The sequence below is a fragment of the Nocardia sp. NPDC058519 genome (genome assembly GCF_042719755.1).
Lineage (GTDB): Bacteria > Actinomycetota > Actinomycetes > Mycobacteriales > Mycobacteriaceae > Nocardia.
In genome coordinates, this window is sequence record NZ_JBHXNK010000024.1 from 85,925 (window position 1) to 103,511 (window position 17,587).

16 protein-coding genes are annotated in these 17,587 nt (G+C 68.5%); 7 read left to right on the forward strand and 9 right to left on the reverse strand.

The features are described 5' to 3' along the window. Window positions 1–89 precede the first annotated feature (89 nt). The 3 genes from ACFWPK_RS24720 to ACFWPK_RS24730 all read left to right on the forward strand — a co-directional run bounded on the left by ACFWPK_RS24720 (window position 90) and on the right by ACFWPK_RS24730 (window position 2,084). A complete protein-coding gene (locus ACFWPK_RS24720) occupies window positions 90–629 on the forward strand; it encodes a carboxymuconolactone decarboxylase family protein (protein WP_378919508.1) in 540 nt (179 codons plus the stop codon). Beyond that, a complete protein-coding gene (locus tag ACFWPK_RS24725; protein WP_378919510.1) occupies window positions 626–892 on the forward strand; it encodes a YdeI/OmpD-associated family protein in 267 nt (88 codons plus the stop codon). Before ACFWPK_RS24720 ends, ACFWPK_RS24725 begins: the two co-directional genes overlap by 4 nt. A 244-nt stretch (window positions 893–1,136) precedes the next feature. Further along, a complete protein-coding gene (locus tag ACFWPK_RS24730; protein ID WP_378919512.1) occupies window positions 1,137–2,084 on the forward strand; it encodes a TfoX/Sxy family DNA transformation protein in 948 nt (315 codons plus the stop codon). 51 nt (window positions 2,085–2,135) lie between these two features. Here ACFWPK_RS24730 and ACFWPK_RS24735 read toward each other — a convergent pair whose 3' ends face one another. From ACFWPK_RS24735 to ACFWPK_RS24775, 9 genes are all read right to left on the reverse strand, one after another. Continuing rightward, complete coding sequence (locus ACFWPK_RS24735) at window positions 2,136–3,095, reverse strand: exopolyphosphatase (RefSeq protein ID WP_378919514.1); 960 nt, start codon at window positions 3,093–3,095, stop codon at window positions 2,136–2,138. Between the two features lie 45 nt (window positions 3,096–3,140). After that, on the reverse strand, window positions 3,141–3,656 hold the full coding sequence (locus ACFWPK_RS24740; protein WP_378919516.1) for a DUF501 domain-containing protein: 516 nt from the start codon (window positions 3,654–3,656) through the stop codon (window positions 3,141–3,143). Beyond that, entirely contained in the window at window positions 3,653–4,228 is a 576-nt protein-coding gene (locus ACFWPK_RS24745) for a septum formation initiator family protein (RefSeq protein WP_378919518.1), read from the reverse strand. Before ACFWPK_RS24745 ends, ACFWPK_RS24740 begins: the two co-directional genes overlap by 4 nt. Window positions 4,229–4,251: 23 nt before the next feature. Beyond that, the gene (gene eno / locus ACFWPK_RS24750) at window positions 4,252–5,538 is read right to left on the reverse strand and encodes a phosphopyruvate hydratase (protein WP_056813794.1); all 1,287 of its coding nucleotides are present in this window, start codon (window positions 5,536–5,538) and stop codon (window positions 4,252–4,254) included. A gap of 114 nt (window positions 5,539–5,652) precedes the next feature. Beyond that, window positions 5,653–6,369 carry a lytic transglycosylase domain-containing protein gene (locus tag ACFWPK_RS24755; RefSeq protein ID WP_378919520.1) on the reverse strand — a complete coding sequence of 239 codons (717 nt, stop codon included), beginning with the start codon at window positions 6,367–6,369 and terminating at the stop codon, window positions 5,653–5,655. Between the two features lie 52 nt (window positions 6,370–6,421). Beyond that, entirely contained in the window at window positions 6,422–7,534 is a 1,113-nt protein-coding gene (locus tag ACFWPK_RS24760; protein WP_378919522.1) for a hypothetical protein, read from the reverse strand. A 126-nt stretch (window positions 7,535–7,660) separates the two neighbouring features. Further along, window positions 7,661–10,186: an ATP-binding cassette domain-containing protein gene (locus tag ACFWPK_RS24765; protein ID WP_378919524.1), complete on the reverse strand. Its 2,526-nt coding sequence runs from the start codon at window positions 10,184–10,186 to the stop codon at window positions 7,661–7,663. A 29-nt stretch (window positions 10,187–10,215) separates the two neighbouring features. Then, window positions 10,216–11,169, reverse strand: a complete 954-nt coding sequence (locus ACFWPK_RS24770; protein WP_378919526.1) for an ABC transporter permease — start codon at window positions 11,167–11,169, stop codon at window positions 10,216–10,218. Beyond that, window positions 11,166–12,671 carry an ABC transporter substrate-binding protein gene (locus tag ACFWPK_RS24775; RefSeq protein WP_378919528.1) on the reverse strand — a complete coding sequence of 502 codons (1,506 nt, stop codon included), beginning with the start codon at window positions 12,669–12,671 and terminating at the stop codon, window positions 11,166–11,168. Before ACFWPK_RS24775 ends, ACFWPK_RS24770 begins: the two co-directional genes overlap by 4 nt. Window positions 12,672–12,974: 303 nt before the next feature. On the opposite strand from ACFWPK_RS24775, the gene ACFWPK_RS24780 reads away from it, so the two are divergent. The 4 genes from ACFWPK_RS24780 to ACFWPK_RS24795 are packed head-to-tail and all read left to right on the forward strand — an operon-like array spanning window position 12,975 to window position 17,561. After that, complete coding sequence (locus ACFWPK_RS24780; RefSeq protein ID WP_378919530.1) at window positions 12,975–14,075, forward strand: TauD/TfdA family dioxygenase; 1,101 nt, start codon at window positions 12,975–12,977, stop codon at window positions 14,073–14,075. After that, window positions 14,047–15,057 carry an ornithine cyclodeaminase family protein gene (locus ACFWPK_RS24785; protein ID WP_378919532.1) on the forward strand — a complete coding sequence of 337 codons (1,011 nt, stop codon included), beginning with the start codon at window positions 14,047–14,049 and terminating at the stop codon, window positions 15,055–15,057. Before ACFWPK_RS24780 ends, ACFWPK_RS24785 begins: the two co-directional genes overlap by 29 nt. Further along, window positions 15,048–16,493, forward strand: coding sequence for a Y4yA family PLP-dependent enzyme (locus ACFWPK_RS24790; protein WP_378919534.1), 1,446 nt, complete (start codon window positions 15,048–15,050; stop codon window positions 16,491–16,493). Before ACFWPK_RS24785 ends, ACFWPK_RS24790 begins: the two co-directional genes overlap by 10 nt. Window positions 16,494–16,529: 36 nt before the next feature. Continuing rightward, window positions 16,530–17,561, forward strand: coding sequence for a PLP-dependent cysteine synthase family protein (locus tag ACFWPK_RS24795; protein WP_378919536.1), 1,032 nt, complete (start codon window positions 16,530–16,532; stop codon window positions 17,559–17,561). Window positions 17,562–17,587 lie beyond the last annotated feature (26 nt).

The following is a 17,587-nucleotide window of genomic DNA, read 5'->3' on the forward strand; positions in this document are numbered from 1 at the left end:
CGAAAGGGAGGCAGATCACCCTGGGGTTCGATGGGCTCCCGGCGTAGGTTCGTGGGTGGACGAATCGTCGGCACGAAGGGGTGTTATCGATGCGGGTGGTCAAGCGAATCAGGGGATACGCCCAGGTGATCGGGCAGGCCCGGCGTAATCGTGGGGATCTGGTGGGATGGCTCGGGCGACGGCCGCAGATCGCGGCGGCGACCGTGACCTATGAGACGGCGTTGTTGTTCAGCAACAAGCTCGATCCTCGGCTCAAAGAGCTGGCCGAGCTCAAGACGGCAGGGTTGGTGGCTTGTCAGTTCTGTCTCGATATCGGGTCGGCGCTGGCGCACACCGCCGGGCTGACCGAGCAGCAGCTCACCGATCTGCCCCGGTACCGGACCAGCGACGCCTATACCGAGCTGGAGAAGCTGGTGATCGCGTTCGCCGAGGCGATGACGGTCACCCCGGCGGTCGACATCGACGAGCTACGCGAAACCCTGCTCACCCACCTCTCGAAGGCACAGCTGACCGAGCTGGCCGCGAGTATCGCGTGGGAGAACCAGCGCGCCCGCCTCAACCAGGGCCTGGGGGTACAGCCGACCGGGATGGCCGATGGGATGGCGTGCGCGATGCCGGAACGCTCATGAGTAGCCGACAAGTGCCAGGTGGAGTGGTGCACGCGATGCCCGATGACCTGCATGAGGCACTGCTCGCCAATTCCGTGGCACTCGCGGCCTGGCGCGACATCACGCCACTGGCCCGCAACGAGTTCATCTGCTGGGTCGAGGACGCCAAGCAGGACACGACCCGTGCACGGCGGATTCGGCGCACCCAAGAGGAGCTCGAAGAGGGTCAGCGGCGACCCTGCTGCTGGCCGGGATGCAAGCACCGTGAGCGCACCGGCAGCTGAGGTCACGGCATAAATCTGTTGCCTGGGTTCGATGGGGTGTGGCCTGCTTACGGGGATGAAGAGACAGCGCCCGGGCAACGCCCGATCCGTAGATGATGGTTTGAAGCTGCACCGGCATGCGGTGCGGTCGGTTGCTGGTGTGCGGACGGTGATCGCGCTGCGGCCGGGGACACATGCCCGGTTCAGTACCAATCGGTTTCATGAGACCTGGCATGTGTTGAGTGATGATCACGGGGCTCGGTTGTTGAGTCGGCTGCTGTGGGGACTGTCGTATCAGGCCCGGCCGGGAACTGTGCTGGTGATCGACCGGGAGTTCCTGATGCCGACGCCGTTCGACGCGGATCCGGCCGATCCCATCGTGCTGGTGCCGGAGTGGTGCACTCGGCTCGACGAGCGTGGCGCGGCTCAATTGAAAGCGCAGTTGCCGCTGCGGAATTCGATGGGCACGGTGCGGTGGCAGACGTTCGGACTGGAGCGAACGCTCGAGCCGCGGGCATATGACCAGTGGTGCGAGGGACGTCGGCATCGCAGCGGCGCGGGCCATATCTCGCGGCGGCGCGGGTTGCTCGTGCTCACAGCGCGGACGCCGGACGACTGCCGTCAGTGGGCGCTCGACGCCGCCCGTCTCGATTCGGCGCGATACGGCACCGATCACGTCTATCTCGACGCGTGGGATCAGGGGCACGACGGGGAGATCCAGATCTTCCGGCGGTTTCGGCCGATGGTCAGCGTCGCCGAACAGGCTCGGGCACAAGTTCTCTCGCGCGATGACGCACCTTCGACACCGAGCTCGTTGCGGGCCGCGGTGTGGGACGAGGCGGAAAGCGTGCGGGGTGACGCGCATCTGCGCATTCGTGGCTGGTCCGGAAACGTTCCTGCCCTCGGTGCCGCCGCCGCCGAGATGCTCGCCCGTGCCGACGTGCATTCCCTCGATGATCTCGCCGAAGTCGGCGCCGTCGAGACCTACCGGAGGCTGCGGGAGGCCGCAGTGGACGGCTTGAACCTGGAGATGCTGTGGGCGCTGGAAGGCGCGCTCACCTACCGTGATCGCCGCTGGATCAGCGCCGAGCGCCGTCGTGAGCTGATCGCCGAACTCGGCCCCGCACCCGCCGCCGTACCGGTGCGGCGCCGTCGGCGTTACCGCGCGCCGGTCCGGTCATCCCACGCCGTCACGGTCAACACAAGGCACTGATCCGGCCGACAGGTTGATCACACCACGTTCCCGCAAGCCTGCCAGGCGGGCTCAGGCCGCAGCGTCAACGATCGACATGGCGATGCCGTCGAGGATGTCGTGTTCGCTGACGATGAGTTCGGAAACTCCCGCGCGACCGGCCAATTCGTCGGCCAGTACTTCGGTGATCACGGCGCCGCCGCCGATCACGTCGACGCGGCCGGGGTGCATCGGGCCGAGGGCGGCGCGTTCGTCGTGGTTCATGCCGATGAGGCGGTCGCAGACCTCGTGCACCTCGGCCAGGCTCAGGCGGGTGAGATGTACTCGCGCGGAGTCGTATTCGGGGAGGTCGAGGGCGACGGCGGTGATCGTGGTCATCGTGCCTGCCACGCCGACCCAGGTGTGCACCTTGTCGACGGGGACCTTGACGAAGGCTTCGTCGAGCTTCTCCTGGGCGAATTCTCTTGCGGCAGCGACCTGGTCGGCGGTCGGCGGGTTGCCCGCGAGGCAGCGCTCGGTGATGCGGACGCAGCCGATGTCGGCGGAATAGGCTGCCTGGACGCCGTTCTCGTCGCCTACCACCAGCTCGGTGGAACCACCGCCGAGATCGACCACGACGAAAGGTCCTGCGTCGGCGGACAATTCGCCGACGGCACCGGCGAAGGAGAGGCGGGCCTCCTCATCACCGGTGATCACCTCGGCGACCGCGCCCGGCACCGCTCGGCCGAGTTCGGTGCGGGTCATCGAGAAGAAGTCGTCGCGGTTGGCGGCATCACGGGTGGCGGAGGTGGCGACCATGCGGACACGTGAAACACCCTGTGCCACCATCACATCGACATAGTCGGCCAGCGCCAGGCGCGTGCGTTCGATGGCTTCGGGGGCGAGGCGGCCGGTGGCGTCCACACCCTGACCGAGGCGAACGATGCGCATCTCCCGGTGCACGTCGGTGAGCCCGCCGTCGGCCCCCACCTCGGCGATCAGCAGGCGGATCGAGTTGGTGCCGCAGTCGACTGCGGCGATGCGCTCACTCATGGTGTCCTCCAGAGGTCTCGACCCGCGCACGGGCACTGCCCGCGATTATGCCTGTTCGTCAGGTGCGGCGGGCCAGTCGGCAGGGATCGCGGTCCCACGAAATCCGGCAGCGGCGGCCAGCGCGACGGCCTCGTCGCCGAAGGGGTTCACACCGGGCCCCTTGGCGAGCGAGTGCGCGATGAGCACGTGCAGGCACTTCACCCGGTCGGGCATCCCACCACCGGTGAAATCGGTTCCGAGAGACTCGATTTCGTTGCGTTCGGCCAGGTAGCTCTCGTGCGCGCGACGGTAGGCGGCGGCCAGTTCGGGGTCGGTGGCGAGGCGTTCGGTCATCTCGCGCATCACCCCGGCCGATTCCTGCCTGCTCGCCTCGGCGGTGAGCCGCGGGTCGGTCAGGTAGTACAGCGTGGGGAACGGGGTGCCGTCGGGCAGGCGCGGCGCGGTCTTCACCACGGCGGGCAGGCCGTCGGGGGTGCGGTAGGCGACGGCGAGCACACCGCGAGGCTCGCGGCCCAACTGCTTCGCGATGATCTCGAGGTCGCGCTCGTTCGGTGTCGTCACCGTGGTCCTTCCGGGGGTGGTTCGGAGATGCTGCGCCACAGGTCGGTGTACCAGGGGTCGGGCGCCGCTGTTCGGGTGCTCATCGGCGGCGGCGCTGGTGCTTCGATGCCGGGAATCTGCACGATGTAGGGGGTTTCGCCGGGCATCACCAGGCGGAGGCGGTCGCGCGCTTCGGAACGGATGTAGGCCGGATCCTGTTGTTGCGCACGACGATCGCGCAGCCCTGCCAGATCGGCTTCGAGTTCCACCCGCTGCTTGGCCAGGGCAACGGCCTCGGCGCGCTGACTGAAGTAGGTGCGCGTCGGCACGGCCAACGTGAGCGCGAGGCCACACAGCACCGCCGCCAGAATCACCGCTTTACCGGTCGAGAGACCGAGGATGGTGTGTTCGCCGCGCTCGAGCTTGCCGCTCGGCTTGCGCGAGCCTGCCGACTCCGGGTGCCGCCGCGTGGGGCGTTTGGCCGTGGTGGGGCGGCTCGGCGTATCGAGACGGGGGCGGGAGCGCGTGGCCCGCGACGTGCGCTTGTCACCGCGTCCACCAGGACTGGTTCCACGCGCACGTCGCTCGGTCATTCGCTACCGCCCCTGTACTGCTTTCAGAATTCGCCGGTGAAACGCGGGAAGGCCACGTCACCCGCGTAGCGTGCCGAATCACCGAGGGCGTCCTCGATGCGCAGCAGCTGGTTGTACTTGGCGACCCGCTCGGAACGCGCGGGAGCGCCGGTCTTGATCTGGCCCGAGCCGACGGCGACCGCGAGGTCGGCGATGGTGGTGTCCTCGGTCTCGCCCGAACGGTGCGACATCATGGTCTTGTAGCCGTTGCGGTGCGCCAGCTCGACAGCGTCGAGGGTCTCGGTCAGCGTGCCGATCTGGTTGACCTTCACCAGCAGCGCGTTGGCCGCGCCCTTGGCGATGCCCTCTTCGAGGCGCTCGGGGTTGGTGACGAACAGGTCGTCGCCGACCAGCTGCACCTTGTCGCCGATGGCGTCGGTCAGCGCGACCCAGCCGTCCCAGTCGTCTTCCGACAGCGGGTCCTCGATGGAGACCAGCGGGTACCGGGTGAGCAGGTCCGCGTAGAACTCGCCCATCTCGGCGGCGGTGCGGACCTTGCCCTCGAACTTGTAGCCCTCGCCCTCGGTGTAGAACTCGGTGGCGGCCACGTCGAGCGCCAGCGCCACATCGGTGCCGAGCTTGTAGCCCGCGCGCTCGATGGCGACGCTGATCAGGTCGAGCGCTTCCACGGTGCCCGCGACGTCGGGGGCGAAGCCACCCTCGTCACCGAGACCGGTGGACAGGCCCTTCTCCTTCAGCACGGCCTTGAGCGAGTGGTACACCTCGGTGCCCCAGCGCAGTGCCTCGCGGAAGGTGGGGGCGCCGATCGGGGCCACCATGAATTCCTGCACGTCCACGCCGGTGTCGGCGTGCGCGCCACCGTTGAGGATGTTCATCATGGGCACCGGCAGCACGTGGGCGTTCGGGCCGCCGAGGTAGCGGAACAGCTCGAGACCCGAGGACTCGGCGGCACCGCGGGCCACGGCCAGCGACACACCCAGCAGGGCGTTCGCGCCGAGGCGGGACTTGTCGGGGGTGCCGTCCAGGTCGAGCAGGACCTGGTCGACGGTGCGCTGCTCCACGGCGTCGAGGCCGATGATGGCGGGCGCGATCTCGTCGAGGACGCCCTCGACAGCCTTGGTCACACCCTTGCCGCCGTAGCGGTCGCCGCCGTCACGCAGCTCGACGGCCTCGTGCTCGCCGGTGGACGCACCCGAAGGTACGTCTGCCCTGGTCAGGGTGCCGTCGTCGAGGGCGATCTCGACCTCGACGGTGGGATTGCCGCGCGAATCCAGAATCTCGCGAGCTCCGACCTGTTCGATAATGGCCACGAAAACTGCTCCTTACGACGGAAGGCACGGTAGGTATCACGGGAAGGGCCGTGCGGTGCCGAGCCTATCGTCTCGGCGGAGTGTGGAGTAACCGGCACTCCGGGCCGTGGCTAACTACACGCGGCGGCCGATGCTGTATATCGCGGCGCGATCGCGCACCACATGCATGTATTTGTTCGACTGGTTGTAGGCGAACAGGGCGCGCTGCCAGCCGTCGGCCGAGGTCAGATCCCCGCCGCGGGTGCAGAGGTAGCGGGCGGCGGTGAGCGCGGCGTCATCGATGTTCTGCGGGTCGACCACGCCGTCACCGTTTGCGTCGACGCCCCAGCGCTTCCAGGTCTCTGGGATGAACTGCAGTGGGCCGACGGCCCGGTCGTAGGTGGTGTCGCCGTCGAGACTGCCGCCGTCGGTGTCGCGGATGTCGGCATTGCCCTTGGTGCCGTCGAGGGCGACGCCGATGATCGACGGGCGCACCGTCCCGTCGGCGTCGACGCCCGCACCGCGGTGGGTGCCGTGCCCGCTCTCCACGCTGGCGATGCCGGCGATAGTGGTCCAGGCGATCCCGCATTCGGGCCGCGACTTCGCCAGCACGGCGGCGGCGTACCCGTAGGCCTCGAGCGCGACCGGTTCGATGCCGATCGCGCCGGACTGCTCGTCGGCCCAGGCGCGCAGCTGCTCGGATGCGCGGCCCGGTGCGTCGACATCGATCACGGGCAGCGCGACTCCCGGCCCCGGCGGCATGTCATCGGGGATCGACGCGAGCGAACTACACCCCGCTAAAAGGGCACTGAACGCGACTGCGGCGGCCACGCCGACCTTCTGCACTGACATCTGTTCAATCATCCAGATCCAGCGAGACTTATGCACGTCTCACAGCCACTTCTCAGAGTGGGACGTAGCAGACCGCCAAACCTGTGGTGGCGCCCGGCTTCATGGTGAAGGATCCCGAGGCGCCCACCGGCCGTGGACATTCCGCGCCCGGACCCCGATGGACTTCGGTCACCGTCGCGTTGGCGGCCGGATCGGCGCAGTCGACGAGCGCGGGCGGCGCACTGCCCGCGGCGCCGAACCCGATCAGGCAATCACCGGGTTGCCCGTATCCCAGGTGATCGGTGTTCGCCGGGCCCATGCAGACCACCACGCGCAGATCGGTCGTCGCGCCGGTGTCGACGAACACCGCGTTGACATTGCCGTCATCGGGGCACTCCGGCGATACCGGCTCGACGTGCTGGGTTCGCACCGACAGGATCCGGTGGCGCACGCCCGGTTGGTCGCACGGGGCCACCGTCATCGTCGTTTCGGCGGCGCAGTCACCGACTTCGCTGCCGCTCATCGAGGTCGAGGACGCGATGGGCCGTGCGCACACCACGATCACGCGGCCGCCGAGCGAAACCTGGGCAACGGCGGTACGGGTCGCGGCGTGGGATTTGCAGGCCTGATCGGTGACCGGAATTCTCGCGTGGATTTCGATGCCGACCACGTCGAGGGTGGTGGCAGGCGTGCCGCAGGTCATCCGCACGATCGTCTCGCCGCCCTTCTTCGCGTCGATGCAATCCCCGGCGAGCAACGCGCCCGGATCGGTGGTGTTGGCGCGGGTGGGCGACAAGCACAGGGCGGCAGCGGGATTCGACTCGTGCGGCTTCGGGTCGAGGACCGCACGGGTGGCATCGGCGTACTTCATACAGATGATCCCGAACGGCCACTGCGCCGACTCCCTCGCGACGATCCGGTAGGTCGCGCGCTCGTCGTCACAGCCGTACTCCACCGGTATCTCAGCACCGGACACGCAGTCCCCCAGCGCCATTGCCAGCGGTTCGGTGCGGGTGAGCACGTACCCGGCGACCCCGGCCATGGTTCCCACGACGACAACGACGGCGAGCACGAGCCACAGCACCCACCGCCTGCGCGGGGAATCGACCGGCGGGGTGTGCGCGAACGGCGGCTCGGCGGGCGCCTGGATCGGCTCACCGGGCTGAGGCGGCGCGGGGTACATCATCGGGGTACGTCTCCTGAAATCGCTTGGAGGACAACCCGATTTATTCGGAGACGGAGTTGCGGCCGTTACAGGCCGGGTCGAGCTGTGGCGCCGAATAGGTCGGCGCCGCCTGCGCTGCGCAGGGCATCAGCCGAGAAGGTCGGCGGTCGCCTGGTGGGCTGGTGCGGCGAGAACGGTTGCCGGGGTTCCTGATTCGACTATGCGGCCGTGATCGAGGACGAGGAGGTCGGTGCAGTGGCCGCGGACCAGGGTCATGTCGTGGCTGATCAGGATGACCGCGGTGCCGTGGTCGGTGCGGAGGCGGTCGAGCAGGGACATGATGGCGGCGGCGGTGTCGGCGTCGAGGGCGGTGGTGATCTCGTCGCAGATCAGGACCGCTGGGTCGGCGGCGAGGGCGCGGGCCAGGGCAACTCGTTGACGTTGGCCGCCGGAGAGTTGATGGGGGCGGCGGGCGGCGAGGTCGGCGGGGAGGTCGACGGCGGCGAGTAGGGCGGTGACGCGGGGGCGTAGTTCGGGTCTGGGGACTCGCGCGATGCGGCGCAAAGGGCGTGTCAGGGTCTGCTCGACGGTGCGTCGTGGGTTCAACGCCGCGCGAGGGTTCTGGGTGACGAGCTGAATACCGTTGGCACCGACCTTGATTCGCCGCCTGCTCCCCACCGGAACCCGCACACCACCGACATCCAGCGATCCGACGGCATCGGCGTGCAAACCCGCGATCACCCGCGCGAGCGTGGTCTTCCCAGCTCCGGAAGGCCCCACGACAGCGAGGGCAGCACCTTCGGACACGCTGAAACCGATGTTCTCGAGCACCGTGTGGCCGCCCGCGACCGCGTTGATTCCCTCGGCGCGCACGGCGATTATCTCGCCGTTACCCGACAGATCTGCCGGAGCTGCGGTCCCGGCGGGGTCAGGATTCAGCACCCGACGCCCATTGCGACCTGCCGGACCCTCGCCCGACGGATCGACCTGTTGGCGGCCGGTCCGCCCCGAGCGCCCCTTGGGCAGCTGTACTTCTCCCGCTGAATCGGCCTCTACGGCGGTGATATCTACCGGCCCCGCACCCGGTGGGCGGAGTTCGATCACGGTGTCGGCGATGGCGTTGATCGCCTCGGTGTCGTGGCCTGAGAGCAGGACGGTAGTGGAGTTCTCGGTGGCGAGGGCGGATATCAGCTGGGCAATTTCGGTGCGGAGGGTGCCGTGCAGGCCCGCGAGGGGTTCGTCGAGGACGAGGATTCGAGGGCGGCGGAGGATGGCTCGTGCCAGGGCTACCCGGCGTTGCTGGCCGCCGGAGAGGCGGGCGCAGCGGCGGCGGAGGTGGGTGGGGTCGAGGCCCACTCGTTCGAGGACGGCCAGGCGATCGGCGTCGGAGCTGCCGGGGGCCGCGTCGGCCAGGACCGCTCGGACGCGCAGTAGTGGGTTGAGTTCCGAGCCGGGATCCTGGCCGACATAGGCGATGTGCTCGCGGCGAAATCTGCGCAGTCCGGCGGCGTCGAGCGCGAACACGTCATGTCCCCCGACATGCACCGCGCCCTGCCCGCGTGCGCCGGGAGGTAGATGCCCGAGCAGCGCACGCATCGCCGTCGACTTACCCGCGCCCGACGCACCTGTGAACGCGGTGACCGTGCCCGCTGCCAGCCGGAACGACAACGGCGCCAACAACACCGCCCCACTGTCGGCGACAACGCTCAACCCGGCGATTACCGCCGCGTCCCCGGAATCCACCACCGAAATCCCACATCCCCCCGACCGCCCGGAACCTGCCACGCTCCCGGCGTCGAGTGCGCTCCCCGAGCCCATCTCGGCTACGGCCTCCGCGACCCCGACCGCGCGGACAGCGTCCGATGCGGTTTTCGGGGTTCGGCGATTCCTGGGACCACTGGTCACCACCAGGTTCACACCGACCGCCACGATGGCGATAGCAGCACTCGGCGCCAGGACAGCCCAGGGGTTCAGCAGAAGCCCGGACGCGTTGTCGCGGACCATGATCGCCCAATTGTCGGGGCCCAGCGCCGAGACGCCGAGGAAGGCGATGGTGCTGACGAGGTAGATGGCGACGACGAAGCGCAGGCCGAGCTGGGTGGTGAAGACGGCGCGGAGGTTGGGGAGGATCTCACAGAAGACGAGATGGGACAGGGATTCTCCGCTCGCGACGGCGGCTTCGACGTAGCCGGAGGCAGCGATGGTCGCGGCGGAGGCGGCGAAGATCCTGGCGCAGTAGGGAACTCCGAAGAGCAGCGATACCGCGATCAGCGCGGTGACCCCACCCTGGGGCCACGCGGTGAGCACGAGCAGGATGCCGAGGACCGCGGGGAGCAGGATGACCAGATCGCCGCAGAGTTCGATGACCTTGCCCGCCCGCGGGCGCACGGCGGCGACAGCGCCTAGGACGGCCGACAGCACTGTCACCGCCACCGCGATCACCGCGGAAACCGCCAGCAGGTGGGTGCCGCCGGTGAGCAGATGGCTGAGCACATCCCGGCCCAGCCGATCGGTCCCGAGCAGCGCTCCCCCACCCGGCTGCGCGAACGGCATCCCCACCGCCTTCTCGCCCGGATAGGGCGCGAAGAGCGGACCCGCCACCGCGAGCAGCACAACGAGCCCCACACCGGCCGCCACCGAGTACCGCCACCACGCCGCGCACCGGCCGGACATCCGCGGCACTCCTCGACCTCCCGACATATTCATCGCGCACTCCGCGACGCCCATGCCCGGACGACGTCGGCGACGGCGAGCAGGACCATGATGACGATCGCCGTCAGGGCGACCACCGCGGCGACCATGGTGGCGTCCCGGTCGGCGACGGACCCGGCGAGAACAGCACCGACACCGGGGTAGTTGAAGAGCGTCTCGACCACCAGCGCGCCGCCGAAGAGCATGCCGACCGAGGTCGCGTACCCGGCAACAATGGTCGGCGCGGCGAACGGCAACATGTGGCGGAGCAGAATCGTGCGGGTCGGAAGCCCTTCCAGCACAGCACTTTCCACGTGTGGCGCAGCAGCCACATCGAGCAGGGCCGAGCGCACGACGCGGGCGTTCCAGCCGATCTGCGGAATCGCCAACGCCAACACCGGCAGCACCAGCATCTCGGGACCGAGGGGAAACCCGGAACGGCCGGTGATGGTCACCGCCGGGAGCCACCCGGTGGCCAGGGAGAACACCAGGATCAGCAAGGTGCCGCCGACGAATTCGGGTACCGCCACCGCAACGGTGCTGACGGGCTGCAGAATTCGCGATCCGAGCGCGGTCGGACGCATCGCCCACCAGCAGCCGAGCCCGAGAGACAACGCGATGGTCAGCAGCAAGGCGATCCCACCGAGCAACAGGGTCTGCGGGAACTTATCGGCCAGCAGCGCGCCGATCGAGTTCCCCCGCGCGGTCTGCCCGAAATCCCCGGTGAGCACCCCGGAGATCCAGTCCAGGAACTGCACCGGCAGCGCGCGATCCAGACCGAGTTCGTGCTCTTTCGCCGCGAGCTCGGCCGGGTCCGCCTCCCTGCCGAGCGCCGAACGTGCCGCGTTCCCCGGCAGCAGATCCACCGCGACGAACACGACCGCCAGCAATGTCATCAGGAGCGCGATCCGCCGCAACATCGGCAGGGCAAAGGTTTTCACGGCACCGGCCTTCAGTGCGTTCACGCCAACCAGGCGCGTTCCAGCTGCACGCGCGCGAACCCACCGAGCGTCGGCAGGTCACGCACCGTCGCAGCGGCGATGTCGACACCATCGGCCATGCCCCACACCAGATAGCCGCCGCGCTCGAACTCGATGCGCTGTAGTTCACGCACGGCACGCGTGTACTCGTCGCCGGACGCGGCCAGCGCCTTGGCATCGGCGGCGTCGAATTCCGGGTCGCGGAACGCGGTTTCGTTGCGGTTGGAGCCGGAGGTCATCAGCTTGTCGGCCAGGAACACCACCGAGTCGTTGGTCCCCCACGACACCGTGTACAGCGGTGCGTTGAGCCAGGTCCGGTCGTAGAACGCGGCCGATTCCGCCACCTGCACGTCGAGCCGGACGCCGATCTCGGCGAGCTGGGAGGCGATCACCTTCGCCGATTCGACCTCGCCGGGTACTTCGGCCTTGGTCACGAACGGGTAGCTGCGACCGGTGTCGAAACCGGCTTCGCGCAGGAGGGTTTTCGCACGCTCGACATCGCGGTCACGGCGCAGCGCGGTGTCGTAGAGCGGGTCGGCGGTGCCGAGAACGTCGGCGGCGACGGTGCCGTAGCCGGAGTGCACCTGGTTGACCAGTGCGGTCCGGTCGATGCCGAGACGCAGCGCCGCGCGCACCCTGGCATCGGCGAACGGGCCATCGGCGGCCCGCATGGCCACACCGAGCATGGTGTCGTTGGCACGCCGGATGACCTGCAGATCACCACGCCCCGCGGCGGTGCGCCCGGCGATCGCGCCCACGTTGGAGGCGAGGTCGATCTGCCCACCCAGCGCCGCGTTACCCAGCGCGGTGACGCTGTCGAACATCGTCACCTCGATGGCGTCGAGCAGCGGCGGGGTGCCGTGCCAGCGCTCGTTGCGCACCAGCCTGGCGTTGCCGCCCTGATAGGACTCGAGCCGGAACGGGCCGGTGCCGATCGCGGCGGTGAAGTCGGCTGTGTCCTTCGGCACAGTGAATGTCATCAGCCGAAGCAGCAGTGGCAGTTGGGTATTGGGTGCGGGCACCGTGAACACGACACGGTTCGGTCCGTCGGCGACGATGTCGTTCTCGGCCACCGGCATCTTCGAGGCACCACCGACCGAGCGCAGGCGCCGCATCGACCACACCACGTCGTCGGCGGTCACCGGTGCACCATTATGGAAGGTCGCGCCGTCGGCGATGGTGAACGTCCAGCGGCGGTTGTCGTCGCTGGGCTCCCAGCGCGAGGCCAGGCGCGGGGCGACGGTCGGGTCCGCGCCGGGAACGGTGAGCGCGTCGTAGACGAGCGAGGCGATGAGGAAGTCGCTGTCATTGCTGAGGTTGGCGTGCGGATCGCGTTCGCTGCGGGCGGGGGTGCCGAGCGCCCCGACCCGCAGGGTGCCGCCGCGTTGCGCGGTGGCGGACCGATCATCGCTGGTGCACGCTGCCGCCAGTAGTAGTGCGGTGACGCCGATGCCGGACTGGAAGAGCTGCCTGCGAGTGAAACTCATCGTGTTGCCTCCTCGAACCGCGTGCGCCGAAACCCCTTTTCCGACACCGCAAACTAGGCGAGGCTAGCCTAAAAGCTGCCCGACGTGGGGAGCTTCACATCCACCGTCACCGAACCGCAGCGACCCGCGACACCCCGGTCAGCGCTCACTTCGGCAACTCGGGTAGAAAGCTACGTTATATGGATCGGCTATTTCCCTCGCCGATACGTTAGGTAAGTCTTGCCTAATCAGATAGTAGGCACTACCTTCGCACATCGTGCCCGAAGATCACCCGCTTTCGACCGATGCGAAGAAGGGAAACCGGTGAAAAGCGTTCTCCCCGAACGTCTGACGATTCACCAGCACGACATCGAATATCGCGAGCTCGATCCCGGCGCCGCGACGGCGCTGCGATCGCTCGCGGCCGAGATCCGCCACCGATTAGGTGACGCATCACACACCGCTACCCTCCACGACCCCGCGCTGATCGCCCAGATCACCGAGCGCGCCGGCGAACTGCCCGACAGCGTGCGCCACGCTGTTCGACCGCCCGCTACCGCGGCCGGTGCGACCGTGGTGCGCGGGCTGCCCGTCGACGACGCCGATTTCGGTCCGACGCCTGCGCATTGGCAGGCCGCGGCCGAGCACGCGGACGGCGGTTCACTCGAACTGGATATCACGATGTTGCTGCTCGGGCGTTGCGTCGGCGAGCCTTTCGGCTGGCAGGGGCAGCAGAACGGCAGACTGGTCAACAACATCGTGCCCGCTGCGGGCCACGAGGACGAACAGTCGGGCGCGAGCAGTTCCACCCTGCTCAGCCCGCATACCGAGGACGCCTTCCATGCTCAGCGCGCGAACCTGCTCATGCTGACCTGCCTGCGCAACCCCGACCGGGTCGCCACCACGGTCTCCTCGGTGCGCGAAGTACACCTGTCCGACGACGATCTGCGCACGCTCACCACCCCGACGCTGCCGATCCTGCCCGACGTCTCCTACGGCACCGGTTTCGATCAGCTCGCACCGTTGCCGACGCTGTGGCTCGACGAAACCGGCTCTGTCACTGCACGTTACGATCCCGCTTACACCCCGATCGATGATGCGGACGCGGTCTTCCGCGCCGCCTACGCCAGGCTCACCGCCGAACTCGCCAGGGTCAGTCACGCCCCCGCGCTGGCCCCCGGCGAGATCCTGCTGGTGGACAACGATGTCGCCGTGCACGGGCGCGTTCCGTTCCGCGCGCGCTACGACGGCACCGACCGCTGGCTCAAGCGCATCAACATCCGGCTGCCCGAACGCGCTCGGCGCGCGCAGGAGTCGTCCGAGAATGGGTATGGCCAGCAAGTGGTCGCGCCGTTCCGGGCGGCCGCTGATCGGACAGCAGAGCGGGGCATTGCAGATGAACGAGGATCCGTTGAACAACCGTGACCGTGGCATCGGGCTGCGGGTACTTTCCCGCAGCGACCTGGCCGACGTGCCGATCAGCCCCGCCGAAGTGGTGCGTGCCGTCGAGGAGGCCTACCTCGCCTTCGCGGCGGGCGAATCCGACAATCCGCGCAAACTGAGCGTCGCCGACCCCGGCGGCTCCTCGGTGTCCTACGCCATGCTCGGCCGCGACGGGCGGCGGCGCGTGGTGGCCATGAAGACCTCCTACAAATTCGATCCAGGTCACGATCGCAGCACCAAGCGGTACTACACGACCATCACCCTCTACGACGACACCACCGGCGCCCCCATCGCGATGATGGACTGCGCGCGGGTCGGCGCGTTACGCACGCCGGCCGTGTCGGCACTGCTGGTGCGCGAGACGGCGCGGCGCGGGGCGGAGAGTGTGCTGCTCATCGGCACCGGCACGCAGGGACGTAATGCGTTGCCGCACTTGCTCGCCGCGAATCCACAGCTGCGCAAGCTGATGGTGTACGGCACGCATCCCGAGGGGCTGGCCGCCGTGCATTCGCACCTGGCCGACGCGGCGCCCCACGCGCTGCTCGACGTGGTCGACGACCCGCACGCGGCAGCGGCGTCCGCCGATGTGGTGCTGGCCACGGCCGGACCCGGCACCGAGGTGGCACTCGAATCCTCGCATCTGGCACCGGGTTCGGTGGTGGTCCTGGTCGGCTACGGGCTGGCGCCGTCGACGCTGGTCGACGCCGATCGGGTGGTCGCCACCAGCGCGGCGCAGATGGCGCTCACGGGCACCGACATGGTCGGACCGGACGGGACGCTGCGTTCGGTAGACGCCGAGCTGCCGCAGGTACTCACCCGCAGCGCCGTGGCCCGCCGCAATGAGGACGAGAAGATCTTCGTCTACAACAGCGGACTGGTGCTCACCGATATCGCGGTCGCGCACGCGCTGGCCGCCAGGGCGATCGCCGAAGGGCGCGGCACGGAGGTGCCGTTGTGGGACTGACGGGCGAGCAGTCCGGGGTCAGCACCCCAGTGCCCGCGCGGCGGCCGGACGAGCGGCTACCGCCGGGCCCGCCGCACATCGCGGACTGCGTCGACCGTGAATCCGGTTCATCAACCGCCGCTGGACCTGGTCACTGCGCACCGCCGATGCCCGCCTACACCGATGCGGCAGAACAGCGGTTACTCGCCGATCCCGTCCTGCTCGGGGATATCGCCGATGCGGTCGGTGGACCGTTTCACGTGCTGTTCCCCGAGCGGGTTTCGGTGAATATCAAGGCTTTTCAATCGGCTTTCGCCGAGGCGGGTGTCGACGGGTTCGTCTACTTCGGGAAGAAGGCGAACAAGGCGGCGTGTGTGGCTCGGGCCTGCGCGGACAACGACGCGGGGATCGATGTCGCCAGCACCGGCGAGCTGATCGCGGCACTGGGGCAAGGGGTGCGGGGCGAGGATCTGATGGTCACCGGGCCCGCGAAGTCCGATGAGTTGCTGTGGCTGGCCGCTCGGCATCGAGCGCTCATCGCCATCGATGCCCTCGATGAACTCGACCGGCTCGCCGCGCTGGATACGCCGGTGCGGGTGCTGCTCCGGGTGCTGCCAGAAGGTTCGACCAGCCGGTTCGGGCTCGATCGCATGGAACTCGAGCAGGCGATCCAAGCCATCGGCGCCCCGATCACGCTGTCGGGCTTCAGTTTCCACCTGTCCGGCTATGACGCCGTCGCCCGTGCCGAGCAATCGTCCGCGCTGGTCGGGCACTGCAGGCGCGCCAGGGCGAACGGTCATCTCGCGGACACGATCTCGATCGGCGGCGGCTTCGGCGTCGACTATCTCGATGCGGCGGCGTGGGCCGAGTTCCGGAACACCCTCAGCGACAACTGGTTCCACTCGCGTCCACCCGGCGACTACTACCCGTACCACTTCCCGGTTCCCGGCGCGGCGATGCTCGTGGCCATTCTCGCCCACAACGATCTCGCCGGACTGCTGCGCGACAACGGAATACGGCTCGCTGTCGAGCCGGGACGGGCGCTACTCGACCGCGCGGGCAGCTCCGTGTTTCGAGTTCAAGGAGTGAAAACCCGCACCGCACAGGGCAACCCGTATGACATCCTCACCGTCGACGGCACCAGCCTCAGCCTGTCCGAACAGTGGTTCGACAGCGAATATCTCCCCGATCCCGTGCTGTGGCCGCAACGCCCCGGCCATCTCACCCCCACCTGCGTCGGCGCCACCACCTGTCTGGAGTCCGACCTGCTGAGCAGACGGCGCATCCCGCTCCCCCGCCGCGCACGAACCGGCGACCTGCTCGTCTACCCGAACACCGCCGGGTATCAGATGGATTCCAACGAATCCCCCTTCCACGAACTCCCCCTCCCGCCCAAGGTGGTGCTGCGCGCAGGCGCCGACCGACCGCGCTGGAGTCTGGACAGCACAGCCCGCTGATCCACCCGAGATATCGATCCGATGGAGGAACACCCCATGGCTCTCGTCACGCGCGTGACGGACCTGATCGGCCGCACCCCCCTGTTCGAACTCGCCGTCACCGACACCGGCACCCGGCTGCTGCTCAAGCTCGAACAGTTCAATCCGACCGGCGCCGCCAAGATCAGAATGGCCCGTTCGATGGTGCTCGACGCGGAGCAGCGGGGTTTGCTGCGCGATGGCGGGCATATCATCGAGTCGACGTCAGGTAACACCGGACTCGGCTTGGCGGTGGTCGCGGCCGAACGTGGCTATCGATTCACCGCCGTGGTCGACAACCACGCCTGTAAGGACAAATTGCGCGCGATGCGAGCCATGGGCACCGACCTGGTGTTCGTCGCCGACGACGGTGACGACGAGCTGGCCACCTCGGCCCGCGAAGACCTCGCCGAGGCGATGGCGGCCGCCCGCGACGACGCGTACTTCACCGAGCAGCACAACAACGACGCCAACGCCGTCGGCTACTACGCCGTCGCCGAGGAATTGCTGGCCGACGTCGAGCGGGTCGACATCCTGATCTCGGCGGTCGGCACCGGCGGCTCACTGTTCGGCACCGCCACCCGCCTGCGCGACCTCGGTCTGCCCGCCCGGGTGATCGGGATCGAGCCGGTCGGATCCATCGCCTTCGGCGGCGAGGGCGGACCGTATTGGCAGTCGGGCACCGGCACCCCGCCCGGCGCGACCATCGGCACCGCCGTCGACTACGCACTGCTCGACGAGGGCGTGAAGGTGAGCGATGTCGATGCCTTCGCCACCACTCGTGCCGTCGCCAGGACACACGGGCTGTTGATCGGCGGCTCGGCGGGCGGCTCGGTGCACAATGCCTTGGCACGGCTGGAGGAGTTTCCGGCCGGGTCCACCGTGGTAACGATCGTGTGTGACGGTGGCGAGAAATATCTCGATACCGTGTTCGACGACGACTGGATGAGCGCCCGAGAGCTGCTCGATCCCGCCGCCGAAGCGGAAGTGACCACGCTGCTGCGCCGCTATTCACCGCTGCGGCACCAGGACGAATTGATGGAGGTCTAGGTGAGCGCGATCGCGCGCGAGACGAA